Origin of the sequence: Phocaeicola faecicola, from assembly GCF_013618865.1 — a bacterium.
GTDB lineage: Bacteria > Bacteroidota > Bacteroidia > Bacteroidales > Bacteroidaceae > Phocaeicola > Phocaeicola faecicola.
Genome location: NZ_JABSOE010000030.1, coordinates 19,917 through 45,692, shown reverse-complemented (window position 1 = coordinate 45,692; position 25,776 = coordinate 19,917). Strand labels below are relative to the sequence as shown.

The following is a 25,776-nucleotide window of genomic DNA, read 5'->3' as shown; positions in this document are numbered from 1 at the left end:
CTCTTTTTATGACAGTTGAATATCCCCTATAGGTAAATAATAGTTATGATTCCGGAAGACTATTGCAGGTTGAATTTCTCCATTCTCCTATACAGCGACTGCCGTGTAATTCCCAATGCCTGAGCCACTTGAGATAAGTTGTGCCCGTATTGGTCCAGTGCCTGCAGAATGGCCTGTTTCTCCATCTCCTCCAGGGTATATCCCTGCAGCGACTGTGCCCCAGCGTTCACTGAAGTTTCCATGGGATGATACTGCGCCTTGAAATCGGAGGCATCAAGCATGCTTTTGTTGCTCATCAGCAAGGTCCGCTCCACCAGATTCTTCAGTTCCCGGATATTTCCCGGATAGGGGAGAGACTCCAGATAGTCCATCGCTCCGTCGGAGATACTGACAGGGGGCAGTTCGTTTCGGCTGCAAAGCTGTGTCGCAAAATGACGGACCAGCAGCGGGATGTCCTCACGGCGCTCACGCAGGGCTGGCAGATGGATGGTAATCAGGTTGACCCGGTAGAACAAGTCCTCACGGAAAGTCTTTTCCTGTACCCGTGCGGCCAGGTTGGCATTGGTTGCACAGACCACTCTCACGTCGACTTTTCGCGGCCGGCTGTCTCCCAATACTTCGAAGGTCTGCTCCTGCAGTACCCTGAGCATTTTTACCTGGCAACTCAAATCGAGTTCTCCCAGTTCATCCAGGAAAATGGTACCCTTATCGGCCATCTCGAAACGTCCGATACGGTCGGTAGCCGCATCCGTAAAAGCCCCTTTCTTATGCCCGAACATTTCACTTTCGAACAGCGACTGCGAGATACCTCCCAGATTGACTTTCACAAACGGTTTCCTGCAGCGCTGACTGTTGCGGTGTATGGCTTCCGCAATCAGTTCCTTGCCGGTACCGCTTTCACCCATGATGAGGACCGGGGCGGTAGTCGGTGCAATGCGCTGTACTGTCTTCAGGATCTCCGTCAGTGCCTTGCTCTTTCCGATAATCCCCGACCTGTCGAATCCATTTTCCTCAACGGTGGCCTCCTCTTCTTTCTTCTCCGTCAGTTTCAGGGCCGTTTCTATGCGCTGCATCAGCAGGATGTTCTGCCAGGGCTTCGTAATGAAGTCGAAGGCCCCTGCCTGCATTCCCTGTACTGCCAGTTCGATGCTTCCCCAGGCCGTCATCAGGATGACGGGCACTTCCGGAAGGAAAAGCTTGACTTGTTTTAATAACGTAAGTCCCTCTACTCCGTCGGTAGATAATGAAAAATTCATATCCATTAAGATTTCGTGACCACCGTAACGTTCATCATTGAACAAGGTGTGCCCGATGTGTTTCATGTGTACACGAATCTGATGGGTACGTCCGGTTTCGAGTACGCACTTTACCAGTGTGACATACCCTAATCGTTCCAATACCTGATAATGTGTCACGGCGTGTTTACCTTGTTCCGGGTCGGACATGACAGCCATCTGCATCCGGTCGCGCGGATTACGTCCGATGTTGCCGGTGATGGTTCCTTCATCTTGTTCTACAATCCCCCAGACCAGCGCATTGTATTCACGCTTGGTTGTCTTGTTGTAAAACTGAAGTCCCAGGCTGGTTTTCGCATCGGGGGTTTTAGCTACCACCAAAAGTCCTGAGGTATCCTTGTCAATGCGGTGCACCAATCCCACTTGCGGGTCATTCGGGTTATAGGTCGGGACGTCACGCAGATGCCATGCGATGGCGTTGACCAGGGTACCGTGGTAATTTCCGCATCCCGGGTGCACCACCAGTCCCGCAGGCTTGTTGATGACCATTAGGTCATCGTCCTCATATACAATATTTAGTGGAATATCTTCCGGAATAATGTCATTCTCATAGCGCGGGCGGTCCATCATAACGGTCAGCACGTCCAGCGGCTTGACCTTGTAGCTGCTTTTCACCGGTTTCCCATTGACCATGACAAAGCCGTTGTCGGCTGCCATCTGAATCCGGTTGCGCGACGCGTTGACAATTCGCTCAAATAAATACTTGTCGATGCGGACAGGAGCCTGTCCTTTATCTACTACCGTACGGAAATGCTCATACAATTCAGGCTCACCCTGAATCGGCTCAATATCGTCTGGCGCATCTCCGTCCAGTTCGTAATCAATCAAATCTTCTGCCATCTTTTTCTTTAGGGGGTTAGATTTAGAACCAAGAGTCATCTACCTCTGCTTCACTGTTGGCAGACGAATTCATATCGATAGTAATCTGTGTAGAATCCATGGCAAGAGAGTCACGAATCGCCGTGTTGCCTACGCAGAGAGTCAGCATGGCCTCGTGAGGAACTTTATCTCCGCTAATCAGGTTTCTTCCACGGTATTTGATGCCATAAATCCAATCCTGCTCTCCCGAAACGTACTCCGGTTCCGTTAGTTTAAAGCCCATCGCTTTTAATTTGGCTTCCGCCTGACGCAAAGAACTGTTGTCTATCAAGTCCGGCAACTTTACCAAAGGAACTTTAGAAGTGGTGACAGTCAGGTAAATTGTTCTTCCCTCCTTCACGCGTGCTCCCCCTGCCGGATTTTGGTCTAATACCATACCGTCGGGCACACCTTTCACATAGCTGGAGTCGATAACCAGTCCTTTCAACTTCTGGTTGCTGAGAGCCTGCTGAGCCTCGTTCAATGTTTTGTTCTTCACATTCGGCACCATGTAAGCTTCTCCATGGTGTGTATAACTGTCCAGCCAGAGCAAAGTACCCCAGCATGCACCAATTATTACGACAATTATGGCTATGAGATTCAGCCAGAAAAAGCGGTTCTTTTTAAATGAAAAGAATTCTTTCAGGGTTATCATGTTACGTCAAAGTCTATAATTGGGACAAGGATATAACATTTTGTTGGAATACGGGGGAGTTACGGGTGAAACCTATGTCTTTTTAACATGGTTATCTGTAGCTTTAGAAAATAAATGTTTTTGTGAGTGCTTTGTTCAGATAAAAAACTAAGAATAAAATTTTTGCTTAAAAAAGATTTTTCTTTCTTTGTATCTGAAAAGGTAGGGAATTCTTATAATTTGTACTGACTAGGATAAAATATGTAATCAAAATAAGATCGTGGAGCAAAAGGAGATAAATATTGACAAATTAGTAGCGGGTGATGAACGTGCTTTCATCGCGTTTATTGAATATCATTCTTCTGCTTTATATCATTATACTTTTAATATTCTTCATCAAAAGGAGTGTGCAGAGGAAGTGGTAAGTGATGTTTTTCTAGAAGTATGGAAACATCGGAAAAAATTAGGAAAAATAGAGAATATAAAAGGGTGGCTATATCGTATTTTATATAACAAATCAATATCATTTCTTCGTAAAGATAGCGTTGAATATACCAATCTGTCTTTTGATGAGGTTGAAGACTTTACTTTTGAGTTAGTCCCATCTCAAGAAGAAAAGTTAATAGGGGAAGAAAAATTGTCTATTTTAAATGCGGCTATCGCTTCTTTACCATCTAAAAGTCGTCATGTGTTATATTTGGTAAAGATAGAACGTCTTTCATATGCAGAGGTCGCAGATTTATTGCATATTTCAGTGAAAACTGTGAGTAATCATTTGACGTATGCAATGAAAAAATTGATGGAAACCTTAAAAGATGAAGTGGTATTGTGGCTTTTTCTACTTCCGTTTTTTCAATAAGGAGTGTGCAAAAAAGCCGGTAGTGTAAAATAAACTGTGTCACGCATTATTTTTCTCTATAAAACTCATCGGTCGGGGAACGGCCAGCGCCAAGGGGCGGGACCACCCGTCCCGACGAGCGTAAAATTACAATAATTTAAATCGTTCTCCAAACTTTATGGCCAGTTGCTGTGAGATTGTAGCCCAATTGGCAAGTGGCATAGTCCACTTCTTCCGTATATTGCGGTATGCAAGATAAACCAGTTTCTCAAGGGCTGTATCTGACGGGAACACGCCTTTGTTTTTTGTCACCTTACGGATCTGACGGTGATACCCTTCAACAGTGTTTGTTGTATATATGAGCTTACGGATAGCCGGAGTATACTGGAAATATTCGGACAGCTTATCCCAATTCTCTTGCCAGGACCTGATAACGATAGGATACTGTTCGCCCCATTTCTCTTCCAGCTTAAGAAGTTCATTTTCTGCCGATTCTTTATTTACAGCCTGATAAACGCATTTCAAATCCTTCAGGAAATCCTTTTGATTCTTAGAGCCTACATATTTGATGGAATTACGAATCTGATGTACGACACAAAGCTGTACGGCTGTATTGGGATAAACACTTTGGATTGCTTCAGGAAAACCTTTCAAGCCGTCTATACAGGCTATAAGAATATCTTCGACTCCACGGTTCTGGAGGTCTGTCAGAACACTGAGCCAGAAGTTTGCTCCCTCATTTCTTGATATATACATTCCGAGCAGCTCCTTATGTCCTTCCCGGTCAATACCCAGCACATTATAGATTGCACGTGTAACAGCACAACCACGTTCATCCGTTACCTTATAATGGATAGCATCCATCCAGACTATAGGATAGACAGAATCAAGCATACGTGATTTCCATGCCTTTATTTCCGGAAGTACACGGTCTGTAATGGCGCTGATTGTATCTGCCGATACACGATTACCAAGATTCTCTTCCATCCAATCACTAATCTCACGTGTGCTGTTACCAAGAGCATACAGGCCGATTATACGGTCAGCAACACCTTCTGCCAGAATGGTCTCACGCTTCTTAATGAATTGTGGATCAAAGCTTGAATTACGGTCACGGGGAGTAGATACGGTTACCTCGCCCAATGAAGTCTGGACCTGCTTCTGCATTTTTCCGTTACGCCGGTTACCCATCTGACGTTCTTCTTCTGTAAGATGCGCATCCATCTCACCCTCCAGAGCTGCATTCAGGATACTTTCCAATAAAGGGGCAAAAGCACCGTCTTTACCTAACAAGGGCTTACCAGCTTTTAGCTGTTCAATTGCCTTGTTCTTGATACTCTCAAAATCAAATTCTTCTTTCATACAAAAAAACTGTGTTAGCAAAGTTAATACTTTATTCTTTGCTGACACAGTTTAATTTACATCCTCTCAAAAAATCATACGAGGCTGTCTCATTTCACGTAGGTATAAATCTTCTCTTTTGTATTTCTGCTGAACAAACTCTTTGAGTAATCTTACTGTATAGACCGAAATCCAATAGGTAGCTTTAGAAATTCCATTACCGACCAACTTTTCCTGTTCATTGTTGTGCTCTTCAAAAACTTCGAACAGGCTTTTTTCTTTTAGTGATTCTACCTTATCAAATATAAAGTATATTGATAATCAGTTAGTTACTGTTATCAAGATACAAATGATATGCAAATGTAAGTATAAAACCATATAGAAAAAGTACAAATGGACATTACTTTGTATGATAACATCCTTTTCTACAGATTAAGGGTTAACACAATGTTATACTACTGATATTCAGCATATTGAAGCTGTTCTTCCTTGCATTCAACAAAGAGTGTTAAATTATATTAAATCCTACAGGGCAATTATGATTCGTGCAAAGATAATATTTTGCAGTCAAAGGAAGAAAGACTTCTTGAACCACTTCTATGGTTCTATACTTCTGTTTCTGACGTAAGCTGACCCGTACGGTTTTCGGGTTTTAGACGGACATATATACAGTTTACTTTAGGTTAGCATATATATAAGAGCTAACCAAGGTAAACTAAAGTGTTTTTGTCCTGTAGATACTGCACTTTGTGGACTCTTTTCTCCTTTGACTGCAAAAACCTCTTATAGCCTTATCTCCACCTATAACGTCACTTCACACTGCTGTACCATGCAGTCTGCCATGTACCACCCCATCGGGCTTTGATAAGAATTGTGTTGCAAAGGTACCTGTCATGGCGTTCATCCTGCAAGGTCGGTGCCTGTGGTTTGTCCGTGAAATCTCCACGCTCTGATTGTGGCAGAGGTAGTATTTGACGGCAAAACCTTGCATTGATGAGCCATAACACCTTTTGGGGCAACATAATTCTTTAATCAATCCCGATGGTAGTTGGTTCTACATAAGGGAAGAAAATAAAAATTTTATCTTATGGCTAACATTTGCGACACTCAGTACAAGGTGACAGGCTCACGCAAAGCCGTGGCAGACCTTTGGAACACACTCCAAGAGTTGGAGGTGAACAGTAATAATGTGTATCTGTATCTCTTGGCAGAACACTATGGCATTGACTACGAGAAGAAAGGCATCTCGGTGAGAGGACACATCTATTGGGCAGAGTATGAGGAGAACGTGGAAGACGATTATGCCCTCTTGTCCTTTGACACCGAAAGTGCTTGGTCTTCATGCGACTTGTTCTTTGAGGAGGTGAACAAGGCACTTGGCGATGAACTTTCAATCAGTTGGCGAGAGGTTGAGCCAGGTTGCGACATCTTCTATACGCACGATGAGAACGACTTCTTCCCCGAAGAGTGCTACGTCACTGCATACGGAGAACTCTTTGAGGATTGTGAGGGTGCTTACTCCACCTTTGGTGATGCTATCAAGTTGTGGTGTGAGAAGACTGGTGTCTCACAGGACGGAAGAAGCGAACAGAAGATGATTGACTTCATCAATGAATACGAGTATGAGGCAGAGGACACGAATTTCTGCATCAATCCAATCACATTCGGCTAACAAGGAGGAACGGATATGGCAACGATAGACATGGAGCAGTTGGACGGCGTTGTAGGGTGTTTCTGCACCTTGCTTTATCCCCGAAGAGGTCAGACAGAGGGAACGATTGTCGAGGACTTGGGTTGTGAGGTCATTGTCCAGCTCATCAACGGCAAGGAAGTGACGGAGTACAAGGATGATGTTGTCATCTGTGAATAATCAGGAGAGAGTCTGTTGGCTATGTGGCTTGCAGACTCTTTCTTCCTTTGACTGCAAAAACTCTTTTAGGACAATCCTCCAATGAGGTTATGGCTGTTGTAACTGAAATACCTTGGGAGCAAGTTGTGCGGTTTGCTCACTTGCTCCAGTCCTGTTATAGAAGCGATGCTTCGACACCTGTATAGCGATACGTCGCCAAAGTCCCTTCGCCGTTTTAAGCGTCTCTGTACCTTGTTATAGGAATGGTCATTTCGCCTTTTGGTTTTACTCGTCTGTCTTTTGCGACTCTTCCTTGTCGGACACAGAACTTGGTCTTAGCATGATGACAGTGCTATCGCCAATCCTCTGATGTCTGTCCTCTTTTGGCTTGATGCCTCTATTGCTAAGCTGACCCTTAGGCTTGTCGTTCATCGTGCATCAGTGTTCATGCTCCTCACTCTTCTGATGATACAGCTGTAAGGTCGGATTTCCCGCTTCGTTTCTCCAGGCATACAGCCATAGCAGTGCCCCTGTCTGTTGCATACGGATTGCCTCCTTGCTTACAACCTTTGTTCCATTGTTTGGCCCCGTCTTTTTCTGAATTGAGCTATTTGAAAGCCACTTATTTTTACCATGCAAAGGTAGCGTGATGCTGCGAAGGACTTCCTCCTTCTTGTGTGGCCGCTATCGCTGTGACCAATAAAATAGTGCGTAATCTTCCTTTTTCTCCCTTACCGCCAACGACAAAAAGAGTATTGCGAACGATTTTCATGGTGCTTCCCACATGGTGCCACATCCCTGCTTTTGAATGCATGTAAAAATTAAGTTTCACTTTTAAATTCAATTCAAAATGAAAAAGATCGAGAACAACTTCACAGTTTCAGGTTTCGTAGGTAAGGATGCAGAAATCCGTCAGTTCGCAAACGCCAGCGTAGCACGCTTCTCATTGGCAGTAGGCCGTCAGGAGAAGAACGGCGAGGAAACCAACCGCGTATCGGCTTTCATGAATATGGAGGCATGGCGCAAGAACGAGCACACCGAATCATTCGACAAGCTCACCAAGGGCACGTTGCTCACCGTCGAGGGTTTCTTCAAGCCAGAGGAGTGGACAGACAAGGATGGCGTGAAGCACTCCAGAATCATCATGGTTGCAACCAAGTTCTACGAGTGTCCCGACAAGGAGGAGACTCCTGCGGAAGAGCCGGCCAAGCCAGCAACCAAGAAAGGCAAGAAATAGCCTTTCCTCTCCATAACAAGGCGACCTTCGGGTCGCTTTTGTTTTGCTCAGGGACATCAATCTGCTGTTATAGCGTGTGATAATCTTCTCTAATAACAACCATGTGCATTTATTAACCATAACGGCAACGCCGTCTTCCTTTATTCTAACCACTTCGTCCCTCACCATTTGCGAAACGTCACCAAGATGGTTGGCATACAGATATTCCCGGCTGATGGCGACAAAGTCGCTATTAGCCAAGAAAGACAGTATGCCAAGGTCTGAACGCGAGAGGACTGCCATCTATGCCACAAGATGCCGAAGCCGAGGCTTCTGATAATTGTGTCCTTTACTGGCTATCCACTCGCCTTGATATTCAGACCGTCAATCTTGCGACAGCTTCACTACCCACCCACACCTGCTTTACTATTCTTCTTCTCTTTGACTGCAAAATATTTTCTGTTATAAGCGGTGGTTTCGTCCAAGTGCGTTGTATCGCTTCGCCCCACACCTTCAGAACGGCATTACTGTACGGACACCGCACGAATCCCATGTGACAGGCAGCCAACAATGTCACTATCAGAAACTGACACTTCTGATAACTGCCTTTATTGCTGTCTGGCTGTCCCATTATCGGGCTTCGGCAATGTCCGTGTAATGCCATTCTGCCCACCCATACCACCTTTACCACTAATCAACTGTTTTACAATTTCTCTTCTGCTATACAAGAGGCAGTTCTTGTCCACTCAGGCATATTGAATGTGGCAGACATGTCTGCTACGTCCAATCTGCCTCAGTGTCCTGCGGCAAGGACAAGGCACATTTGTCATGCTGACAGGAGTGCCCGATTTGTCCGTTGCGCAACTGTCTCTTCTTGCCTGATATACGTTACTATCTACTTCTAAATTATACTGCTTTGCCCCACGCCTTTGCGAAGCGTTACATGGTCTGTCGTCATACAGACATCCTTGGCTGATGGCAACACGTTGCTATTAGCCAAAGCTGACAGTATGCCGAAGTACCGACGCGAGAGAATTGTCTGTCCGTGCTACAAGCTATCAAGGCTGAAGCTTTGATGACTTGCATCCCGGTCAGCCAACACACTCGCTTTATGTCGGTACAGCAGACCTGCAAACACTTCACTGCCCACCCTTACTGTTTCAATCTTTCTTCTTACCTCTTTATATATAACACATCATTCCTCTTGCAGCCAATATCAATAATCTTCTTCCAATCAGCGCAGTGGTAGGCATATTTCCTGCAAAGTTAGCCGCGTCTGAGACAATCGTCAAATTCTGCTTGAGGTCTTGTGACTGTGAACAATCTTCCTTTTCCTCGGAAAAGAGTATTCTTCACACATAATTTGTCTTTATGTCTTTTCTTGCGGCTTGTGGGAGCAGAAAATATCCCTCCACAGGCTGAAAGGTCTCGAAAGGAGGGAAGAGAAAGAAACGGTTAAGCGAACGCAGAGGGAATTTATTCACTATGCTGAGCGTAAGTTTCTTCAACGTAGTTAAACAAGTCCAGCGACATGGGCGACAAACTTATTTGTATCACTAAAAATAGAAAGGCAATGAAGATTATCATCCTGCATGATGCTGACGCACGCATCGAGTATCTTGACGTAGCCGACCACCTTCTCGGCTCAGACATCGAGGAGTTCCTCACCAGACAGGGCTTCTCAGTGAACAACATCACATGGCTTGTCACATCGGCAGACCATATCCCAGTGGTTTACCACAAGTATGACATCGACTGCAAGACCGGCGAGGCAACCCACACCAAACGAGAGGCAGAACTGCAAGACCTCACTATCCACGGACAACTCCAGGCATTGCAGCACCGGGAGCAGGACGAGCTGAAAGCGGCTCTTCGCAAGTACGGCACGGAGGTGGACGGAGGCTTTGAGGTGCATTTCGAGGGAGAGCAGCCCATCGTGGCAGGTTATCTCTTTGACGAGCCTCGTGACATCGTCATAGACGCAGCACGTTTGGATGCCGACGGAAACTTGTCGCTTCTTGGAGAGGACAAGGAAGTGAGGGATGGACAATACGACATAGAGCCAAGCGACATATTTGGCGGTCAGTTGGACTATGTCACGTCGAGTATAGGTGCATGGATGAAGTAGGAGCATGTATGACCCAGTGCATCGTATATGACGAGACGACCAAGGAGAGCGAGACCTTTTGCTCATTGACCGCAGCCAAGAAGTGGATGCGAGAGCGCATCAAACAGAAGCATGAGGTAAGCGGACAGAAGTACAGAGTCTATTCCGACGGAGAGTTTGTTAATTGCGGCTCTATCAGTCTCACAGGCAGCAACAAGTCTTTTGTCGCCAATACAAGGCAGACGAAGAAAGGATATTAATAACAAGGTAACGGCAAGCCTAACCAACTTGCCACACATATATTGATATGGAAAAGCAAATATTGAGTTTTAATGACTTGCCATCAGCATTGTCATTAGTAATAAACAAGCTGGAGATTTTAGAAGAAAAGTTTTCCACACTAATGACTCAAATTCAGCCCGATAAGGGATTGGAATGGCTTAGTGTTTCCGAATTGAGTGAGTATCTCCCTACCCATCCAGTTGAACACACAATCTATTGTTGGACAAGCAATAAACAAATACCATTCCATAAGAAGGGGAAACGTATCATGTTCCTCAAATCTGAAATTGATGAGTGGATGCAAGATAACAAGAGTAGGTCACGAGCAGAAATTATGAATGAAGCAATAGCTTATGTTCAATCAACAAGAAAAGTCATTTAAATAACAAGGTAACGGCAAGTCTAACCAACTTGCCACTATAACATTTTCACATTATGATTTACACTCACACTATCGGACGCATCGGAGCAAAGGATTGCCGCGTCATCACAGGTACACACGGAACATTCATGGCTGTTGACATCGCAGTGGACGACTACAGTAAGGGCAAGCAAATCACCACTTGGGTAAGGGTGAAGAGCAGCAAGGAGAACCATATCCGTTTGGCTGAATACCTCACCAAGGGTCGTATGGTGCTTGTGGAAGGCACACTGACTTCTTCCATTTGGACAGACCGCAACGGAGAGAACCACATACAGCATAGCATCATAGCTGACTCCATCGCCTTTGTCAATGCAGGGAAGAAGGATGCAACCGACACACCTGCAACAAAGGCACGCAAGGCAGCCAAGGCAGAGGGCGAGGCTCCCGTACCGCCAGCCGATGCACCGCAGGACAAGAGCGAAGACCTTCCCTTCTGAGGGTAGTATCAACTGAGAGTAGTACGTACTAATCGTAGTAAATCCGCTTTTACTATGGTTAGTATGTACTATCAGTAGTAGAATAGTAAAGTAGTATTCACTAATAGTAGTATCATGTTATGACACAGATAATTGCAGTATTAAATCACAAGGGTGGTGTAGGGAAAAGTACGACCGCAGTAAGCCTTGCGGCAGCTCTGCAACTGAGTAAGAAGAACGTCTTGGCTATTGACATGGATGGACAAGCCAACCTCACGGAAGCCTTGGGATTGTCCATCGAGGAAGAACAGACAGTCTATGGCGCAATGTGTGGACAGTACACCTTGCCGTTGGTCAAGTTGCACAACGGCATCACCGTCTCACCCTCATGCCTTGACCTGTCTGCGGCTGAGTTAGAGCTTATCAGCGAGCCGGGACGGGAGCTTATCTTGAAGGGACTTATCACCAAAGCCATCGCCAAAGAGCATTTCGACTACATCATCATCGACTGTCCACCGTCATTGGGCTTGCTGACCTTGAATGCCCTCACCGCAGCCGACTACATCATCATCCCTGTTCAAGCGCAATACCTTGCCATGAGAGGTATGGCAAAGTTGATGGACATCATCCGCATCGTTCAGGAGCGGCTCAACTCCAACCTTAAAGTGGGCGGCATCGTCATCACCCAGTTCGATCGCCGCAAGACGTTGAACCGAAGCGTGAGGGAAATCGTCAATGACAGTTTTCACGAGAAGGTTTTCAAGACCGTCATCCGTGATAATGTGGCTTTGGCAGAAGCACCCATCAACGGCAAGACTATCTTTGAGTATAATCCCAAATCCAATGGTGCCAGTGATTATATGTCTTTGGCAAAAGAAGTGTTAAACTTAAAATAGCATAGCCATGAGCAAGAGCAGTATGTTGAAAGAGGGAATGAAAGGCGGTCTCAACGGACTCCTTTCTTCCACAAAGAAGCCGAGTAAGGAGCAGATAGTCACAGAAACTACACCAGCACCACCTGTGTCTGTTTCTGAGACTACCGAAGTGCCGGTGCATTGCAATTTCCTTATCAACAAGAGCATCCACACGAGGATGAAGTACCTCGCCATCAAGAAAGGGATGTCCTTGCGTGATATTGTCAATGAGGCAATGACAGAATACCTAAAGCGGCATGACACATGAGTGCCGCGCGGTATCATCGCCGAACAGACGATGATACCGCTATCTCTTCTATAAACAGACTTTACTATCCGTAGTATGGTAGTAAAAACTATTCGACTATTATACTATTCGTAGTCGATACTACTTTTAGAAAATACTATCCAACTCATTTTTAGGGCAATAGTTTTCTCTGCTTGTAGGACTGTCTCCATGCTGATAAAAGGCAATGTCGTTCCCTATTACAAGATTTTCTCTTTTTCCCTCATATCAACTATCGTCCTTCCCCATATACAGCTTCGCCCCACGCCATCCCGCCCGTTTCCTCTTTTACATAACAGATTTCTTTTCGCCTGCCTTGCCGCTGCGGATATTGTTTTGCAAAGGTAATGCTGGCGATTGTTCAAACACCAAATCGTCCATTGCATTTGACCGAAAAATCTTCCTCTGCGTGCAGAGCGTATTTTTCGCTCCCGATTTGGCTTTTTGATCGCCATCACTCTTGGAAAGCAAAAAATATCCCTTGGGCAGGCAGGAAAAGCCTCCGAAATAAGGGAAGAAAAAACATAAGAGCAATGGCACACAAGAATGACTATCAAATCCAAAAGCAGTTAGACAAGCCTCAGACTTGGTTCTGCAAATACTATCCCGCACGCATCCGCAATGTGGGTGAGAAGGAGATTGCCGACAGACAATTAGTGTTTGACTTCAAGGACGGAAGAGCCTACGAGGAAGTGGCGCAGCGCACCGCAGAGAATATGCTGACACTCTACGGCAAGGGTTGCGTGAACATCGTCTTCGCCCCCGTTCCAGCATCCACAAGCGAGAGCAACGAACTCCGCTACAAGGCTTTCTGCCACAGGGTGTGTGAATTGACAGGAGCGGAAAACGGCTACGAGCACGTGAGGGTATGCGGAGAGCGTAAGACCATCCACGATAACCGCAAGAACGAGGATGAAGTCCGCAAGGCGAATGTCGTTGAGTTTGATGAGCCGTTCTTCGACAACAAAATGGTGTTGGTCTTTGACGATGTGATAACCAAGGGTCTCAGCTATGCCAAGTATGCCAACCAACTCGAAAGGCTCGGGGCATGTGTTATTGGCGGTATGTTCCTCGCACGCACACATTATAAAGTAAGGTAAAGTATGACAAAGTACGACAAGGCAGTGTCCGTATGCTTCAGCGGACACCGCAGCGTACCTTTCGCCAAGCGGAGGGAGTTGAAGCAATGTCTCAAATCGGAGATAGCCAAGGCGTATGCCGACGGCTACCGGTATTTCTATTGTGGCATGGCAATGGGATTTGACCTGCTGGCGGCAGAAGCCGCCCTTTCGTTGCAATGCGAGTTGAAGGACTTGCAGGTGATAGCCGTTGTGCCGTTCCGTGGTCAGTCTGACCGGTGGAGCAAGGAAGAGCAAGCCAAGTATGATGCCATCCTGCGCATCGTGGATGACGTGGTCGTATTGAGCGAGCAATACTACAATGGCTGCCTTCTGAGGCGCAACGACTATATGGTCAACCGCAGTTCACGTCTCATAGCCTACTTCGATGGCAATCCCAAGGGCGGCACGTTCTACACCGTCAGAGAAGCCAAGAGGCAGGGATTGGACATAGTGAATCTTCATAATAGTGTATAACCCATAAAACAGAAAATGCTTATGGACGATATTGTTGCAATCATCGTTTGCTACTTCGTGTTCGGAGCTTTGGGCAATGTGCTCAGAGCTTTGTTCGGCGGAGAGAGACGAAACGACTTCCGCCGTGACCGCTAAGCGTCTTTAAACCAAGATACGCTGACAGCCATACGTCTGCACCTTACCCCAAAAAGATGCAGCGGATAATTGTGTCCGTAGGCAAGGATATTCAGATTCCTCACCTTAACATTTTGATAAAAATAAAGATACTGCTGCCTATATTTCAAGACAGCAGTATAAACCTTACTCTGCAGGTGCCCATTTGCAACGCACAGGAGAGACGATTGCACCCTCTGCTTTCAGCTGCTTCATGGCTGCATCTACCTCTTTGCGGTCGAGACCGCTGAGTTCTGCGATTTTACCTGCGTTGAGAGGCTGACCAGCCTCTTTCATTGTTGCCAATACTTTTTCTTTTGCGTCCATTGTTTTGATGATTTGATGTTTTGTTTATAATCTTGTTATTAACTCTTGTATTTTGTCTTCCCTTATAATCTTCGGTTGTGCCTTACCTGCCAGAACGAGAATTTTCTTCCCGTTTCTGTAGATGTGCAGCTGTCTGCTTCGTACCACTGCTGTCAAGGTCTCATCATCCTGCATGGCTTGCCATATAGGATAATACACACCTTCTGGTTCAAACAACTTCTTCTGAAGGTGTGAGCACATGTTGGTTGTATCTATTGTCATATCGTTACGTCATATCATTAACATGATTCTGCCAGCTTCTTTTGTGAACATTTCAGGGAAACGGCAGATTGTTGCATACACCTGCTTGCTTGTCACAGGCTGACCGTCCTTTCTCAGGTGCAGCCTATGACGATTGATGGCATCGGCAATCTGGTCGGTTGTCATGCCGCCATTTCGCTTTACCATCACATATACTATGGCTTCTTCTATCTTCATCCTTTATTCATCTGTTTTTCAATCCATGCCATCAATACGGCAACAGCATATTCCTGTTCTTCCTTGGTCAGTGCCCTGCCTGCTGAGATGTGATGCCACTTGAAGAAGCATCCCCGGCAACAACAGCCAGTGGCATGTTGAGCCAGGAAAACAGGATGCCCACGCATGGGAGTCTGCTTGCCGTCGTTCGGTATGACAGCCGGAGCAAGTCTTTTTGCCACAAAGTCCTCTGCGTGTTTTCGTATCGTCGGCAATCCCTTTTCCATTACATACTCCCTGTCTTGCTTGGACAGATGGAACCGGCTGCGAAAATCAGACTTTGCCAATCTCTCAAAGAGATTCGTCAGGTCATACTCTTTCTTATCACCAGGAACGCTTTCTTGCGGCTCTTCCTCTTGGAACAACGATGGATATATGTATTTCTGTGACATCATTATCTGTTGCTTCTGATTTCTAATGTTATATCCATATATGACCGCTTGCCGTCTATATAGTCTGCATAGAGTATTTCTTCGCTTCTGCCTTTCAGAATATGGCACTTACCGCACAGCTCACAGTTGTGCAGACATCTCCATTCATTCAGAACGTAATCCAAACGTTCCTCTCGTGTAGATGATTCAATAGAGGGTGTGCTCATAATCAGTGTCTCCCACAGCGTGGTCAATCAGTGCCTGAAACTCTTCTTCCGTATAGTCTTCTTCCCAACCATACGTTACGTCCTTTATGCCCAAAGTAAACCCTAATGCCTCAGAATAGGATATGCCAATTTCAGCTGCAAGGTCTCTTGCCGCTTGAAAAATCTGCTCTTCTTTGCTTAAGGGCAGTTGTTTCGCTTTCTTATGTTTTTTCTTTGGTTTCCCCATTTGAGTATATTCGTTTAATAATCAGCGTTGATGGGCATCTTGAAATTCCTGTATTTCTTTCGGAGTTCCTCATTTTGCGCCTTCATTTCCTCATACATATCATTCAGTGCGTCAGGAAATCCCCATCCACAAGGGCTTGCCCAACGAAGGCATTGCTTGATTCGGGAATCATACTTGTCCCAAAGGTCATAAAGCACGATGTGGCGCAATGTCTTGTCGAAATTACTCTCAACAGAATCATAGAATTGCTCCCACATGTCTCCATAGTCATAAGTGAACTGACAGGCATTCTCCATATAGAACACCATCAATTCTGCGACTGAATCTTCCGAAGGCTTCAGTTTCTTGAAGTCGGACAATGCCTTGCGGCACACTGAGAAGCGTGTCTTTGGCTCTCTGTTTCTGCTCGGATAGAACTCTTCCCGTATGATGTGCTTATACTCTTCCAGCTTCTGGCCCTCATTCGGCTCTGCATAGAAGTCAAGATATTCCTTTGCCTCTTTCCGTGCAGAATAAAGTTCCAATACCATTTTTATTATTTCACTCTTGTCCATGGACATGAGGACAGACTTTAATTTAGATTTTGACATTTCTGCTCTTTTATCTTAAAAACGGGTCAATCGTTGCCAGCAACTCTGATTTCTGCATCACACCGCTCGTCCTCCACAACACTTCGCCGCGTCTGAACAGCATCAATGTGGGCACAGACTGTATGCCATACTGACTTGCAGTCACCCCATACTTGTCCACATCTACCTTGATGATGCGGATTCTGTCACCCAACACTTCCTTCACCTGCTCAAGGATGGGGTGCATCATCTTGCATGGCTGGCACCAGGTGGCGAAGAAATCGACCAAGACAAGTTGGTCACTTGATATAACGTCTTTGAATGTTTCCATTACGATTTTCTGTAAAATTATGCTATTTTCTTTCCTGTTATCTTACAATACTGCCCTGCAAATGTTAAAATCGAGAAGAATTCAATGAAAAACCTTCGTTATTTCAAAGAATATTCGTACCTTTGCAGCGCTCATCTATAGATAGAAGGAGTTTCGAGACCCGGTTGCCTTTGATGCAATTCGGGTCTTGCGTTTTATAGTGGTGTCTGCAATCTCTTTTTCATCTTCTTTTCCAAAGCCTTTAGTCCATACTCTTTGTTAAGATGGTATGCTGTCAACAGATAGAATCCGTTGCTACGTTGTTGTTCCAAGACAATAACATACTTTTCCACTTTATCATAGATGTATGTTTTCTTGACCTTACGCTTTTTGCCGTCCCTCTCTTCTATGGTAAATACATCCAGATTGTCTGGTGTCAATTCTCTCACATGGTGATTTATCCAATGAAGCCTTTGTGAACGAGCCATCTCGAATACTCGCTTTGGATAAGTCGTACCGTCTTCGTTCTCAACCATGATTTCTTCACAGGTAAGATGCTTGAACAATCTTGCCATGTCAATCTCGCCATCTGTCTTTATAGGATAGATGCGCCACCCTCTGAATGAGAATTGACAGTTATCTTCTATATCACGCTTGAATATTGCATGAAGATCATGCTCTCTTTCTCGTTCACTGAGATATGCCAGTTCCAGCAGCTCAGGGTATTTCTTGATAATATTCAAACTGCTCATTGGCTATTTCAGTGCGATAAAAAACAAATTAAACTTCTTTCTAAATTTGGGAGTTGTGGTGTTGAGACTGATATTACTGTGTTTTTTTATCTTTTCAATCAGCTTCATTTTGGCTCTCACCCTTCCTTCAACTTCTCCCTTTTCATATCTAAGGTTGTAGTTGATGGCTCCCATTAGAACATCTGCCAATTGGATGAAGACACTTTCGTGTGAACGTATAAACTGAAACCTGCCAATGGAAGAGTTGTATTCCATTATTTTTCTGAGCCTCTCCAGCTTATCGCTACTGCATGTGTCCTTGATATCCATATATATGTTATATGTATAATCCATGTCCATCTTGTGATGCAGCAATTGGTAGTACATGCGAAAGTAGAAATCATTAAACGTATAGTCTTCTCGTTTCTCGTCAATCTGACTCTTGTCAACAACCACAGCCCTAAATTCCATGTCATTCATAAAGAACCAGTCTATAAGCTCTGCATAGACTTTATACGTGGCCTCGTGGACATTTGTCCATTTCAGCTCATCACTATAGCCGTGCTTCTTCTTAATATCTTTTATGGCATCTTTTGCCATGCGGATTTGTGTGTATGCTATACTTGTACATCCCAAAAGCATGTAGGGATGACCGTCATGCACCATGTGGGTGCTTTCATCACAGTAGATGTTGAATGTCTTATTCATTGTATCTGTTTTTTGTTTATTCTTTATTCCTTTTCTTCAGCGGTCCACTATGAGGTCCACGGTTCAGCGTCACACCATGCTTGTTGAGTATGCGGAACACGGAACTTCGGCTTGTGAAGCCGCTGATGGCAAAGATGTCATCTATGCTGTGCCCCTCGTTGTACATGTTCACGATATTCTTCTCACGCTCCAGTTTCGACAGTGCCCTTTCCGACTTCTTGGGCGGCCGGATATTCTGTTGCAGATGGATGATGTGTGCCGATGCCTTGCGCAGCACGGCACACTCCTCAGAGAGTGACCCGAACATACGGATGACCTGTGAGGGCTTGGTGTCGGGGAAAAGTTCGTCAAACGTATCGATGCGGTCTTGGATGGAGATGATGCGAACCACCTTCACACGGCAGTATTCTATGAATGTAGCCAGTTCACGGGTGCCACGCAGTGCGTTACTGAACCTCGACACCACCAGCTCGTCGCCGCGCTCCAGACTCGATATGAGCTGCTTCCACATCGGGCGCAGCCTCTCGTGTTCGGACAGTTCCTCTATCACCTGAACACAGCCGTATTGCTGCATCCAAGCCTTGTCTTCTGCATACTCTTCGCCATTGGTGGCGATAAAGATGTAACCTACTTTTGCCATACTGTTGTACGCTATTAAATGAAATCAAGTGCAAAGGTACACTATTTTTCCGAGAAACAATCATACTTGAACGAAAAATCATACTTAAACACGATAATTTGCCATTTTCTTTTCACTTGATTTCATTGAAAATCATACTCGCAAGTATGATACACAAATAAGATTAAACTTACTGTCATTCTTGCAAATATATCGCTGAAACGCATTAACTTTGCACCGTCAATTTCAAAATCAGACTCAAAATAATGACAACAATGAAATATGAAACCCAACTTTTCGGAGGACAAACCAACCTCCATTGCATGAAGCAAATATTGTATAATGCAAAATCAAACTCGCATGGCTGTATCAGACTTGCCATTTGTATTGCCACTGCGTTTGCCGTAGTCATGCTGACAGCATGTTCAGACGGAAACGGCACGAAGTCGTTCCATTCGAGCGATGAAGCCATCAGAGAGTATCATGGCTTTCTGACCACTCTTCGACAGAACGGCAAGGTCTCAATTCAGACATTAGTTAAGATTGTCAACGAATGGCGCGTGTTGGACGATTCCGTGACATCGTGCATCTCACGTGACACTGTCAGGAAAGCCCACTCATACCCGTTCACGGTATATCATGAGTTGAACGACTCCATCCACATCGAGCTGTGCCGTATGGCGATGTCTAAGCAACGCACCTTTCACGACCTGCTCTATCTCAGAGAACAGACCTCTTCCCATGTTGGTGATGAGGAACTACAGCAAGCCGTGAAGGAAGCACAGCCATTCTTCGCTTCCTTGGATAGCCTGCCTATATATAATAAAGGTGGTAAACAGGCGGTACTGAAGCGTTACCTGCTGTTCCTGCAAAAATCCGCCAAGCAAGGCATTCACGGCAAGGAAGACCTGCTCGCTTTCATCAAGGAAGAGCATTTGTATTTCAAATCCTTCCTGCAATACCTGCCGGATTTTGCTGACGATGACATCGGTGACATCAGACGAAACACCGAACACTGCTGTCGGGAGATACTCCGTGCCGCCGACCGCAAGGATTTGTCCCACAAGGATGCAATGATATACCTCTCCATGCGCACCAACCACCGTCTGCTGCGCAACGCACAAGCGGCTATCGAGGATCTGAATAGTGGCAGGGTAAAGGACGAGCACACCATGCACGCCTACCTCCTGATGATGATGCAGCCGTTCATGACGATGGATGACCTTTCCGTGAGCGTGCTCTCCGACAAGGACAAGGCAGACCTCTACAAAATAGCCGATGCGCTCCCCAAGGAGATGGACGGTCTGGCCAAGAAACTGCACCTCGACAAGCAACGCCTGTCGGATATGCCCATGCTCATGATGAAGATTTATGTCACAAGATTATAAACACCCCAAACAGAGAATACGATTATGTTAGAACAGTTTTGCGATGATTTCCTTGCCGTCGTGCCTTTGCAGTTGCCAGAACTGCTGGACAAGCGCAAGATGGAGAAGCCTGTCAAGTATGACGATTACGTGCTTCTTACTTTCCAGTTGAACACCCCTTTCACGATAGAGGAGGTGATGGATATGCTCGAAGACGAGATGGAAATGATAATCCTCTATCACCACATTCCAAGCCGTCATACGGAGTTCGGACACAGCTGCTGTGCCTATTCCAACCCTTCTTTCGGACGGATGTTCAAGGTCAACGGCTCCACAGATGAGCGTGGCATGGTCAGCCAGATAAAAGTGACCATCTATGACTCGCTGGAGCACATGTCGGCAGATGTATGCCTCGACCTCAGTCTGCATTGCAAGAACGGGTTCTTCAAATACATGAAGCCCAAGGAGGAAGTCCTGCTCGACTTCATTTGAAAGTTACATTTGCCAGATGACAGTCCTGTTCTACCGCAACAACGCTCCATTCTGTTGTCCACAACAAAGGCCAAAGTCATGCCACAAGCTCCCGACCATCTGATGAAGGAAACGCTTTACATGAAGATTATCCATCTTCTCGACCGTCACCGCACATGGCTGGAGATTGAGAGCATCGCCACTGTCCGCAACCACACGATAGTCAGGAACGGCAGAATGACCGACATCCTCAGCCGTGTGCTTGTGGTCAAGGCCATCCACCATCATTTCCCCTACACGAGAGGGCAAGTGTGGCAGATAGCCGAGTACGACTTGGAACAGGCTATCAAGAGCCTTCGGACAACCGACGGAGCTTTCCGTCAGAGAATAATCAAGGGAGAACTGACACTGGAGGATGTGGAGCGTATCATATCCACTGCCACACACGGTGTCGTCCAGCCCGACCTGAGTCCACTTCCATTATTCACATGCTATACATATTATGACAAGTAAGATACTGTTTCTCATCCTGATGTCAGCGTTCTTCTTTGTGACGATGATTCTGCACAGAAGCCGCAGACAGTTTATGACACGGTTCTATCTGCGCATGACCGCGCTTGTGACAGCAAGGAAGCTCTACCGGTTGATGCTGCTCATCCTGCTGTACGTGTTCCACTTCCTCTACCTCTGTGTACACTATAACGACATAGGCGTAGTGGCTTCCACCATAGCGTTTGCCATATTCTTTGTCTTTATGGATGTGGAGAGGTGGCTACAGCGTCTGCACGAGGAGCGGACACCCTTCTGCATCGCCGCGTTGGCGGCAGTGGTGTTTGTCTTCACTCCTCATCTGTTCACGCTTGCTGTCACCATCTCCTTTGTCCTTCTGGCATCACTGTTCTATCCCTCGCGCATAGTCATATCGCTGTGGAAGAACAAGGCTGACCGCAAGATGCTCCTCGAAGACACAGAAATGCTCATCATATACTACTATTAAGTATCACCTGTATCATGCCGTTCCTTTTGTATAATGGAGCTGGCGACAAACAACAGTATTCACCAAACAGATTATTGAAATGAAGAAACAGAAACATAGAACGAGTTCCGGCAAGATGTCTGAACGGATGTCCCTGTTGGAGTTCTTGAAAGAGAGGTCCGGGATAAGGCTGTCGAAGCTCGAAGCCTACCTTGACCTTGTAGACAAGGCTTCTGTACAGTACATCCCCAAGGATCTGTGCAAGCAGGAGTTCAGCCTGTCCAACGGGCAGTTTGTAATCACCATTACCGAACTGGCAGGATGCTGGCATTGGCACCGCGCCACTGTCCGCACCTTCATCGAGCAGTTGGAGAAGATGAACCAGATTTCCGTCACCCGTCTCACGAAGAGCCAAATCATCACCATCCCGATGTTGGCTGAGACACCTGCCGTTTCTCCGATTGACGCAGCCTTGGATGTGTTCCGCCAGAAGATGTGTACCGCATTGGACGAATGGCGAAGCGGCAAGATGTCCGCATCGGCTTGCGCCTCGGAATGTGAACAACTCTACGAAGATGCAACAGAGGAAGTAGCCATTATCTTGCAGAAAGCCGACAATGGCAATTCAATTGGCAAGGTGCCATGCGGAAGAAACATTCCCGAATCTGTAGGACACGCCTTTTGTATGACTGCACTCACAGCTGTCTGCGAAGCCACCTTCCATCAGGTGCTTTCGCAGGAAACAGATAACGCCCTCGTTACCTCCCTTCTTCCCTTCTTTTACAAAGACCTGGGAGGAGACTGGCTCTCATTCATCGAGGCGGCAAAGGCAATATCAGAATTGGCATTGGATGGCAGCTCACCAGCCTTGCATCAGGAAAGCGCAGCCATCAAGTCACAGTTTCAGTCACTCTGCCGACCGTTCCTTGCCATTGTAGCCAACCAAGAGGGCTCCTGTCCATCAAAAGGCTGTATTAACCTCTAATAATCACCGTACAACGCTTCTTCTTTTCTACTGGCACAGTGTTTACACGTCTGCCATTGCTGTAAAATAATCGGGCTTGCCCGTTGGTCGGAAATGAGGGAATTTGGGTAGCCTAATACCCCTCTTGGTCTCCGACCATCGGGAGGCTGTCCTTACAAGCAGCAAGCTGGAGACAGGAGAGTTGTACACACATAAAAGGAAATAGGTTATGGCAACACCAAAACAGGTTATGGATTTCCGACCATCTAAGGGAATCACCACAGCACAGAGCAACGAGCACCAACGCCGTTGGACGGAAAAGGGTTGGGGATCCGCTGAATCAACAGGCAACTACGACCGCAGCCGTGAGCGGCTCAACTTCGAGGTTCGGGGCGGCAAGGTTTGTCCTATAGACAAGAGCCGAAGCATCCCGGAGCGCATGGCAGACATCCTGCGGAGCCGTGGAATCAAAGACCCCAACGAGGGACTGGCAGAGCCACGCTTCCGCACAGTGGTCAATTTCATCTTCGGAGGCTCACGAGAACGTATGACAGAATTGGCATTCGGTGACCAGAAGGTGAATCTCACTCACGGAGCGGACAATTCGCATCTAACCCGATGCAAGGACATTGAGGAATGGGCAAAGGATGTTTACCGCTTTGTTGCGGACAAATACGGTGAGGAGAACATCGTCGCTTTCATCTTACACTTGGACGAAACCAATCCGCACGTTCACTGCACCCTCTTGCCAATCAAGGACGGCAAGTTTGCATACAAACAGATATTCGCCGGAAAGGACAAGTACGAGTTTTCTGCCAGGATGAAAGCCCTGCACAGCGAATTTGCCGATGTCAACAAGCGTTGGGGCATGGAGCGCGGAACTTCCGTCTCAGAGACGGGAGCACGCCACCGCACCACCGAAGAATACCGCCGCCAGCTGTCAGAACAGTGCACCACCATTGAGCAGTCCGTCGCCACCCATCAGCGGACACTCGCCTCGCTCCAATCGGACATCCGTCTGGCAGAGCGGAGAGTAAAAGGACTCACCTCAATGGTCAACAACCTCTTGCAGGAGAAGGCTGAGAAGGAGGCGGCACTTGCTGAATTGCATCGGCAGATTCTTGCAGGTCACGACAATCCTGATGCTCTCCGTCAGCAAGTCCAAGAGCTGGAGCAGGAACTGTCCGCTATCCAGTCGAAACTGGACGACAAGCAGGAGAAGCTCTCAGAGGCTGACCGCAAGCTCGATGCCCTGCGTGAGGAGATGACCGCCATGAAGGAGCGCACGGAGGAGTTGCGGCAGGAGGCACACAGATATTCCGATACTATCCGACAAGGTGCGGACACCGTTCTCAGAAATGCCCTTCTCGAAAACATGGTCAGCGAGTTCTCCGAACGTGTGGCACGGCTTTCCAATGAGGGCAAGGACGTGTTTGACGGTTCCCTGCTTCAGGCCTTTGCGGAGAATGGAACGGAGGTGATGTACTGTGCCACGCTTCTATTCCTCGGCTACGTCGATGATGCCACCACCTTTGCCGAAGGTCATGGCGGTGGCGGCAGTTCGTCCGACCTCAAATGGGGACGTGACGATGACGAGGATGAACGCGCTTGGGCACGCCGTTGCATGATGAAAGCTGCACGCATGATGCGCCCCTCTTCCGGCAAAAGGAAGAAACGATAAGCGGCACTGTCACGTATCACCTGTTATAGTATTCACCAGATTAAATTGAACAACATGAGAAAAATACTTATTCTATCCCTTGGCTTCGCCCTTTCATTGGGTGCGCAAGCCAAAGACTATCACCGCACGGCGGACACCACCACCGTTGTATGCAGACTTTCGGCAGACGGTATGCTTCGTCCGCTTAAACCTTCCTACATGAAAGGGGCATTGGTAGCTTCGCCATGGACGGACAACTGGTTTGTCCAAGCGGCAGGAGGAACTACGGTCTTCCTCGGCAAACCGCTCGGATGCAACGACCTATTCGGTCGCATGAAACCGGCATTCTCCGTGTCGATCGGCAAATGGTTCACACCTTCCGTCGGCGGTCGTCTGAACTATGGCGGTATGCAGTTCAACGACTGCAACAACTCCTCGCAGGACTACCAGTACCTGCGTGCTGATTTCATGTGGAATGTCCTCGGCAACCTCTACAAGGACGATGTACACACTCTTGCCAGATGGAGTGTCATTCCATACGTGGGCGTGGGTATGCTGCACAACAAGGTGAATGCCCACAAGCCCTTTGCCATTTCCTACGGCATACAGGGGCAGTATCATCTCTCCCCACGCATTGCTGTTACGGCAGAGATAGGCAACATGACCACCATGCAGGATTTTGACGGCTATGGCAAGGCACACCGCCTTGGCGACCATCTGCTGTCCGCATCCCTCGGCCTCTCTGTCCGCATCGGCAAGACTGGCTGGAAGCGAGTGATAGACGCTCGCCCGTACATCGCACAGAACGAATGGCTTTCGGCATACGCCTCATCCCTTTCTGACAGCAACAGCCGCTATCACGCCCAGCACGATCGAGATTGTCAGACTCTGGAGCAGCTGCGCAAGATTCTTGCCATCGAGGGACTTCTGGACAAGTACGGCCACCTCTTTTCTGACGATGCCGCTTCTTCCGTCACAAATGGCTATCCTCGAAACGACTACAGCGGTCTCAACTCGCTGCGTGCAAGAATGAGAGACAAGTATGGTAATGGTCAAAAGACAAAGGTCATGGAGTCCGCCTCTTGTACAGAAGAATATGGCAATGCTGAAGGTGAGCCGGAAGACGATTACCTATCGCTCATCCACTCAGGAAAGGCTTGCATAGGTGCGCCCATCTATTTCTTCTTTGAACTTGGCACTGACAGGTTGCTCAACAGGTCACAGCTCGTCAATCTCGACGAAGTAGCACGCATCGCCAAGAAATATGGCTTGAAAGTTAAGGTCATCGGCGCTGCCGACAGTGCCACAGGCAGTGAAGCCATCAATGATAACCTCAGCCGTTCCCGTGCCAGATTCATTGCAGAGGAACTGATGAAACGTGGTATGGAAAATGGCACCATCTCTCAGATTTTCGATGGCGGCATTGACGATTACTCGCCCAATGAGGCGAACCGCCATACCAGAATCCTGCTGTATCTATAGCCAGACATACAGCTCCGAACAAGAGCACTAAAACTTTTTTTTCA

General features: G+C 46.8%; 33 protein-coding genes and 3 pseudogenes. 19 read left to right on the top strand and 17 right to left on the bottom strand.

Translation table 11 applies throughout. The annotated features are described in order from the left end of the window. Window positions 1-59: 59 nt before the first annotated feature. The 3 genes and pseudogenes from H3001_RS19450 to H3001_RS09860 all read right to left on the bottom strand — a co-directional run. A pseudogene (locus H3001_RS19450) lies at window positions 60-1,268 on the bottom strand (sigma-54-dependent transcriptional regulator); the annotation flags it as partial. Beyond that, a pseudogene (locus H3001_RS19445) lies at window positions 1,245-2,135 on the bottom strand (RluA family pseudouridine synthase); the annotation flags it as partial. The pseudogenes H3001_RS19450 and H3001_RS19445, both read right to left, overlap by 24 nt. Before the next feature lie 22 nt (window positions 2,136-2,157). Next, window positions 2,158-2,808, bottom strand: coding sequence for a PASTA domain-containing protein (locus H3001_RS09860; protein ID WP_181214800.1), 651 nt, complete (start codon window positions 2,806-2,808; stop codon window positions 2,158-2,160). Window positions 2,809-3,067: 259 nt separating this feature from the next. On the opposite strand from H3001_RS09860, the gene H3001_RS09855 reads away from it, so the two are divergent. Continuing rightward, the gene (locus tag H3001_RS09855; protein ID WP_181214799.1) at window positions 3,068-3,646 is read left to right on the top strand and encodes an RNA polymerase sigma factor; all 579 of its coding nucleotides are present in this window, start codon (window positions 3,068-3,070) and stop codon (window positions 3,644-3,646) included. Between the two features lie 126 nt (window positions 3,647-3,772). On the opposite strand, the gene H3001_RS09850 is transcribed toward H3001_RS09855, so the two are convergent. Both H3001_RS09850 and H3001_RS19680 read right to left on the bottom strand, forming a co-directional pair. Then, window positions 3,773-4,987, bottom strand: a complete 1,215-nt coding sequence (locus tag H3001_RS09850; protein WP_181214798.1) for an IS256 family transposase — start codon at window positions 4,985-4,987, stop codon at window positions 3,773-3,775. Between the two features lie 90 nt (window positions 4,988-5,077). Beyond that, window positions 5,078-5,269: pseudogene (locus H3001_RS19680) on the bottom strand (site-specific integrase); the annotation flags it as partial. A gap of 784 nt (window positions 5,270-6,053) precedes the next feature. Here H3001_RS19680 and H3001_RS09845 point away from each other — a divergent pair. The 3 genes from H3001_RS09845 to H3001_RS09830 all read left to right on the top strand — a co-directional run bounded on the left by H3001_RS09845 (window position 6,054) and on the right by H3001_RS09830 (window position 8,052). Continuing rightward, window positions 6,054-6,638, top strand: coding sequence for a hypothetical protein (locus tag H3001_RS09845; protein ID WP_005816332.1), 585 nt, complete (start codon window positions 6,054-6,056; stop codon window positions 6,636-6,638). A 15-nt stretch (window positions 6,639-6,653) separates the two neighbouring features. Then, window positions 6,654-6,836: a hypothetical protein gene (locus H3001_RS09840; protein ID WP_004319908.1), complete on the top strand. Its 183-nt coding sequence runs from the start codon at window positions 6,654-6,656 to the stop codon at window positions 6,834-6,836. Window positions 6,837-7,665: 829 nt separating this feature from the next. Then, on the top strand, window positions 7,666-8,052 hold the full coding sequence (locus H3001_RS09830; protein ID WP_004319910.1) for a single-stranded DNA-binding protein: 387 nt from the start codon (window positions 7,666-7,668) through the stop codon (window positions 8,050-8,052). A 355-nt stretch (window positions 8,053-8,407) separates the two neighbouring features. Here the strand turns inward: H3001_RS09830 and H3001_RS09825 are convergent, their stop codons facing one another. Beyond that, window positions 8,408-8,722: a hypothetical protein gene (locus H3001_RS09825; protein ID WP_224204806.1), complete on the bottom strand. Its 315-nt coding sequence runs from the start codon at window positions 8,720-8,722 to the stop codon at window positions 8,408-8,410. An 882-nt stretch (window positions 8,723-9,604) separates the two neighbouring features. Between H3001_RS09825 and H3001_RS09820 the strand changes: the two genes are divergently transcribed. From H3001_RS09820 to H3001_RS09795, 6 genes are all read left to right on the top strand, one after another. Beyond that, window positions 9,605-10,159 (top strand): hypothetical protein, encoded by a 555-nt coding sequence (locus H3001_RS09820; RefSeq protein WP_005816324.1) that lies wholly within the window; start codon window positions 9,605-9,607, stop codon window positions 10,157-10,159. Further along, complete coding sequence (locus H3001_RS09815; RefSeq protein ID WP_007837480.1) at window positions 10,147-10,398, top strand: hypothetical protein; 252 nt, start codon at window positions 10,147-10,149, stop codon at window positions 10,396-10,398. Before H3001_RS09820 ends, H3001_RS09815 begins: the two co-directional genes overlap by 13 nt. 47 nt (window positions 10,399-10,445) lie before the next feature. Continuing rightward, window positions 10,446-10,802, top strand: coding sequence for a helix-turn-helix domain-containing protein (locus H3001_RS09810; RefSeq protein WP_007837478.1), 357 nt, complete (start codon window positions 10,446-10,448; stop codon window positions 10,800-10,802). 53 nt (window positions 10,803-10,855) lie between these two features. Next, entirely contained in the window at window positions 10,856-11,281 is a 426-nt protein-coding gene (locus H3001_RS09805) for a single-stranded DNA-binding protein (protein ID WP_005816321.1), read from the top strand. A gap of 119 nt (window positions 11,282-11,400) precedes the next feature. After that, the gene (locus H3001_RS09800) at window positions 11,401-12,156 is read left to right on the top strand and encodes a ParA family protein (protein WP_005816319.1); all 756 of its coding nucleotides are present in this window, start codon (window positions 11,401-11,403) and stop codon (window positions 12,154-12,156) included. A 7-nt stretch (window positions 12,157-12,163) separates the two neighbouring features. Next, entirely contained in the window at window positions 12,164-12,442 is a 279-nt protein-coding gene (locus tag H3001_RS09795; protein WP_005816317.1) for a plasmid partition protein ParG, read from the top strand. A gap of 306 nt (window positions 12,443-12,748) precedes the next feature. On the opposite strand, the gene H3001_RS09790 is transcribed toward H3001_RS09795, so the two are convergent. Continuing rightward, window positions 12,749-13,000 carry a hypothetical protein gene (locus tag H3001_RS09790; RefSeq protein WP_225494525.1) on the bottom strand — a complete coding sequence of 84 codons (252 nt, stop codon included), beginning with the start codon at window positions 12,998-13,000 and terminating at the stop codon, window positions 12,749-12,751. Here H3001_RS09790 and H3001_RS09785 point away from each other — a divergent pair. Continuing rightward, window positions 12,994-13,560 carry a hypothetical protein gene (locus H3001_RS09785; protein WP_005816315.1) on the top strand — a complete coding sequence of 189 codons (567 nt, stop codon included), beginning with the start codon at window positions 12,994-12,996 and terminating at the stop codon, window positions 13,558-13,560. The two genes, H3001_RS09790 and H3001_RS09785, sit on opposite strands and share 7 nt — an antisense overlap. A 3-nt stretch (window positions 13,561-13,563) precedes the next feature. After that, a complete protein-coding gene (locus H3001_RS09780) occupies window positions 13,564-14,055 on the top strand; it encodes an SLOG family protein (protein WP_005816313.1) in 492 nt (163 codons plus the stop codon). Between the two features lie 300 nt (window positions 14,056-14,355). Here H3001_RS09780 and H3001_RS09775 read toward each other — a convergent pair whose 3' ends face one another. The 10 genes from H3001_RS09775 to H3001_RS09730 all read right to left on the bottom strand — a co-directional run bounded on the left by H3001_RS09775 (window position 14,356) and on the right by H3001_RS09730 (window position 18,833). Beyond that, window positions 14,356-14,535, bottom strand: a complete 180-nt coding sequence (locus H3001_RS09775; RefSeq protein WP_005816310.1) for a transcriptional regulator — start codon at window positions 14,533-14,535, stop codon at window positions 14,356-14,358. Between the two features lie 24 nt (window positions 14,536-14,559). Then, window positions 14,560-14,796, bottom strand: coding sequence for a hypothetical protein (locus H3001_RS09770; RefSeq protein WP_005816304.1), 237 nt, complete (start codon window positions 14,794-14,796; stop codon window positions 14,560-14,562). Window positions 14,797-14,805: 9 nt separating this feature from the next. Beyond that, window positions 14,806-15,012, bottom strand: coding sequence for a hypothetical protein (locus H3001_RS09765; protein WP_005816302.1), 207 nt, complete (start codon window positions 15,010-15,012; stop codon window positions 14,806-14,808). After that, window positions 15,009-15,446, bottom strand: a complete 438-nt coding sequence (locus H3001_RS09760) for a DUF4186 domain-containing protein (protein WP_005816300.1) — start codon at window positions 15,444-15,446, stop codon at window positions 15,009-15,011. The genes H3001_RS09765 and H3001_RS09760 overlap by 4 nt, the downstream gene beginning before the upstream one ends. A 183-nt stretch (window positions 15,447-15,629) precedes the next feature. Next, window positions 15,630-15,875 (bottom strand): hypothetical protein, encoded by a 246-nt coding sequence (locus H3001_RS09755; RefSeq protein ID WP_005816298.1) that lies wholly within the window; start codon window positions 15,873-15,875, stop codon window positions 15,630-15,632. A 14-nt stretch (window positions 15,876-15,889) separates the two neighbouring features. Then, window positions 15,890-16,465, bottom strand: coding sequence for a DUF6155 family protein (locus H3001_RS09750; protein WP_007837469.1), 576 nt, complete (start codon window positions 16,463-16,465; stop codon window positions 15,890-15,892). A gap of 10 nt (window positions 16,466-16,475) precedes the next feature. Next, on the bottom strand, window positions 16,476-16,775 hold the full coding sequence (gene trxA, locus H3001_RS09745) for a thioredoxin (protein WP_005816294.1): 300 nt from the start codon (window positions 16,773-16,775) through the stop codon (window positions 16,476-16,478). 194 nt (window positions 16,776-16,969) lie between these two features. Beyond that, complete coding sequence (locus H3001_RS09740) at window positions 16,970-17,506, bottom strand: hypothetical protein (RefSeq protein WP_005816292.1); 537 nt, start codon at window positions 17,504-17,506, stop codon at window positions 16,970-16,972. Window positions 17,507-17,509: 3 nt separating this feature from the next. Next, a complete protein-coding gene (locus H3001_RS09735) occupies window positions 17,510-18,193 on the bottom strand; it encodes a DUF3800 domain-containing protein (RefSeq protein ID WP_005816290.1) in 684 nt (227 codons plus the stop codon). A 16-nt stretch (window positions 18,194-18,209) separates the two neighbouring features. Then, window positions 18,210-18,833, bottom strand: a complete 624-nt coding sequence (locus H3001_RS09730; RefSeq protein WP_005816288.1) for a recombinase family protein — start codon at window positions 18,831-18,833, stop codon at window positions 18,210-18,212. 254 nt (window positions 18,834-19,087) lie between these two features. Here H3001_RS09730 and H3001_RS09725 point away from each other — a divergent pair, with 254 nt between their 5' ends. The 7 genes from H3001_RS09725 to H3001_RS09695 all read left to right on the top strand — a co-directional run bounded on the left by H3001_RS09725 (window position 19,088) and on the right by H3001_RS09695 (window position 25,732). Then, window positions 19,088-20,200: a hypothetical protein gene (locus H3001_RS09725; protein WP_181214797.1), complete on the top strand. Its 1,113-nt coding sequence runs from the start codon at window positions 19,088-19,090 to the stop codon at window positions 20,198-20,200. Window positions 20,201-20,224: 24 nt separating this feature from the next. Then, a complete protein-coding gene (locus H3001_RS09720; RefSeq protein ID WP_004319947.1) occupies window positions 20,225-20,671 on the top strand; it encodes a hypothetical protein in 447 nt (148 codons plus the stop codon). 78 nt (window positions 20,672-20,749) lie between these two features. Beyond that, window positions 20,750-21,163, top strand: coding sequence for a hypothetical protein (locus H3001_RS09715; RefSeq protein ID WP_005816283.1), 414 nt, complete (start codon window positions 20,750-20,752; stop codon window positions 21,161-21,163). Then, the gene (locus tag H3001_RS09710) at window positions 21,153-21,647 is read left to right on the top strand and encodes a hypothetical protein (RefSeq protein ID WP_005816282.1); all 495 of its coding nucleotides are present in this window, start codon (window positions 21,153-21,155) and stop codon (window positions 21,645-21,647) included. The genes H3001_RS09715 and H3001_RS09710 overlap by 11 nt, the downstream gene beginning before the upstream one ends. Window positions 21,648-21,726: 79 nt before the next feature. Next, window positions 21,727-22,611: a hypothetical protein gene (locus tag H3001_RS09705; RefSeq protein WP_005816280.1), complete on the top strand. Its 885-nt coding sequence runs from the start codon at window positions 21,727-21,729 to the stop codon at window positions 22,609-22,611. Window positions 22,612-22,819: 208 nt separating this feature from the next. Next, window positions 22,820-24,271 carry a MobV family relaxase gene (mobV, locus tag H3001_RS09700; protein ID WP_005816278.1) on the top strand — a complete coding sequence of 484 codons (1,452 nt, stop codon included), beginning with the start codon at window positions 22,820-22,822 and terminating at the stop codon, window positions 24,269-24,271. Window positions 24,272-24,325: 54 nt separating this feature from the next. Next, window positions 24,326-25,732, top strand: a complete 1,407-nt coding sequence (locus H3001_RS09695; RefSeq protein ID WP_005816276.1) for an OmpA family protein — start codon at window positions 24,326-24,328, stop codon at window positions 25,730-25,732. The last annotated feature ends 44 nt before the right edge of the window (window positions 25,733-25,776 follow it).

Bases quoted from the DNA above. Each gene is read 5' to 3' on its own strand.
- H3001_RS09860 (WP_181214800.1), bottom strand. From the start codon at position 2,808: ATGATAACCCTGAAAGAATTCTTTTCATTTAAAAAGAACCGCTTTTTC.
- H3001_RS09850 (WP_181214798.1), bottom strand. From the start codon at position 4,987: ATGAAAGAAGAATTTGATTTTGAGAGTATCAAGAACAAGGCAATTGAA.
- H3001_RS09845 (WP_005816332.1), top strand. From the start codon at position 6,054: ATGGCTAACATTTGCGACACTCAGTACAAGGTGACAGGCTCACGCAAA.
- H3001_RS09840 (WP_004319908.1), top strand. From the start codon at position 6,654: ATGGCAACGATAGACATGGAGCAGTTGGACGGCGTTGTAGGGTGTTTC.
- H3001_RS09830 (WP_004319910.1), top strand. From the start codon at position 7,666: ATGAAAAAGATCGAGAACAACTTCACAGTTTCAGGTTTCGTAGGTAAG.
- H3001_RS09820 (WP_005816324.1), top strand. From the start codon at position 9,605: ATGAAGATTATCATCCTGCATGATGCTGACGCACGCATCGAGTATCTT.
- H3001_RS09815 (WP_007837480.1), top strand. From the start codon at position 10,147: ATGGATGAAGTAGGAGCATGTATGACCCAGTGCATCGTATATGACGAG.
- H3001_RS09810 (WP_007837478.1), top strand. From the start codon at position 10,446: ATGGAAAAGCAAATATTGAGTTTTAATGACTTGCCATCAGCATTGTCA.
- H3001_RS09805 (WP_005816321.1), top strand. From the start codon at position 10,856: ATGATTTACACTCACACTATCGGACGCATCGGAGCAAAGGATTGCCGC.
- H3001_RS09800 (WP_005816319.1), top strand. From the start codon at position 11,401: ATGACACAGATAATTGCAGTATTAAATCACAAGGGTGGTGTAGGGAAA.
- H3001_RS09795 (WP_005816317.1), top strand. From the start codon at position 12,164: ATGAGCAAGAGCAGTATGTTGAAAGAGGGAATGAAAGGCGGTCTCAAC.
- H3001_RS09785 (WP_005816315.1), top strand. From the start codon at position 12,994: ATGGCACACAAGAATGACTATCAAATCCAAAAGCAGTTAGACAAGCCT.
- H3001_RS09780 (WP_005816313.1), top strand. From the start codon at position 13,564: ATGACAAAGTACGACAAGGCAGTGTCCGTATGCTTCAGCGGACACCGC.
- H3001_RS09775 (WP_005816310.1), bottom strand. From the start codon at position 14,535: ATGGACGCAAAAGAAAAAGTATTGGCAACAATGAAAGAGGCTGGTCAG.
- H3001_RS09770 (WP_005816304.1), bottom strand. From the start codon at position 14,796: ATGACAATAGATACAACCAACATGTGCTCACACCTTCAGAAGAAGTTG.
- H3001_RS09765 (WP_005816302.1), bottom strand. From the start codon at position 15,012: ATGAAGATAGAAGAAGCCATAGTATATGTGATGGTAAAGCGAAATGGC.
- H3001_RS09760 (WP_005816300.1), bottom strand. From the start codon at position 15,446: ATGATGTCACAGAAATACATATATCCATCGTTGTTCCAAGAGGAAGAG.
- H3001_RS09755 (WP_005816298.1), bottom strand. From the start codon at position 15,875: ATGGGGAAACCAAAGAAAAAACATAAGAAAGCGAAACAACTGCCCTTA.
- H3001_RS09750 (WP_007837469.1), bottom strand. From the start codon at position 16,465: ATGTCAAAATCTAAATTAAAGTCTGTCCTCATGTCCATGGACAAGAGT.
- trxA (WP_005816294.1), bottom strand. From the start codon at position 16,775: ATGGAAACATTCAAAGACGTTATATCAAGTGACCAACTTGTCTTGGTC.
- H3001_RS09740 (WP_005816292.1), bottom strand. From the start codon at position 17,506: ATGAGCAGTTTGAATATTATCAAGAAATACCCTGAGCTGCTGGAACTG.
- H3001_RS09735 (WP_005816290.1), bottom strand. From the start codon at position 18,193: ATGAATAAGACATTCAACATCTACTGTGATGAAAGCACCCACATGGTG.
- H3001_RS09730 (WP_005816288.1), bottom strand. From the start codon at position 18,833: ATGGCAAAAGTAGGTTACATCTTTATCGCCACCAATGGCGAAGAGTAT.
- H3001_RS09725 (WP_181214797.1), top strand. From the start codon at position 19,088: ATGAAATATGAAACCCAACTTTTCGGAGGACAAACCAACCTCCATTGC.
- H3001_RS09720 (WP_004319947.1), top strand. From the start codon at position 20,225: ATGTTAGAACAGTTTTGCGATGATTTCCTTGCCGTCGTGCCTTTGCAG.
- H3001_RS09715 (WP_005816283.1), top strand. From the start codon at position 20,750: ATGCCACAAGCTCCCGACCATCTGATGAAGGAAACGCTTTACATGAAG.
- H3001_RS09710 (WP_005816282.1), top strand. From the start codon at position 21,153: ATGACAAGTAAGATACTGTTTCTCATCCTGATGTCAGCGTTCTTCTTT.
- H3001_RS09705 (WP_005816280.1), top strand. From the start codon at position 21,727: ATGAAGAAACAGAAACATAGAACGAGTTCCGGCAAGATGTCTGAACGG.
- mobV (WP_005816278.1), top strand. From the start codon at position 22,820: ATGGCAACACCAAAACAGGTTATGGATTTCCGACCATCTAAGGGAATC.
- H3001_RS09695 (WP_005816276.1), top strand. From the start codon at position 24,326: ATGAGAAAAATACTTATTCTATCCCTTGGCTTCGCCCTTTCATTGGGT.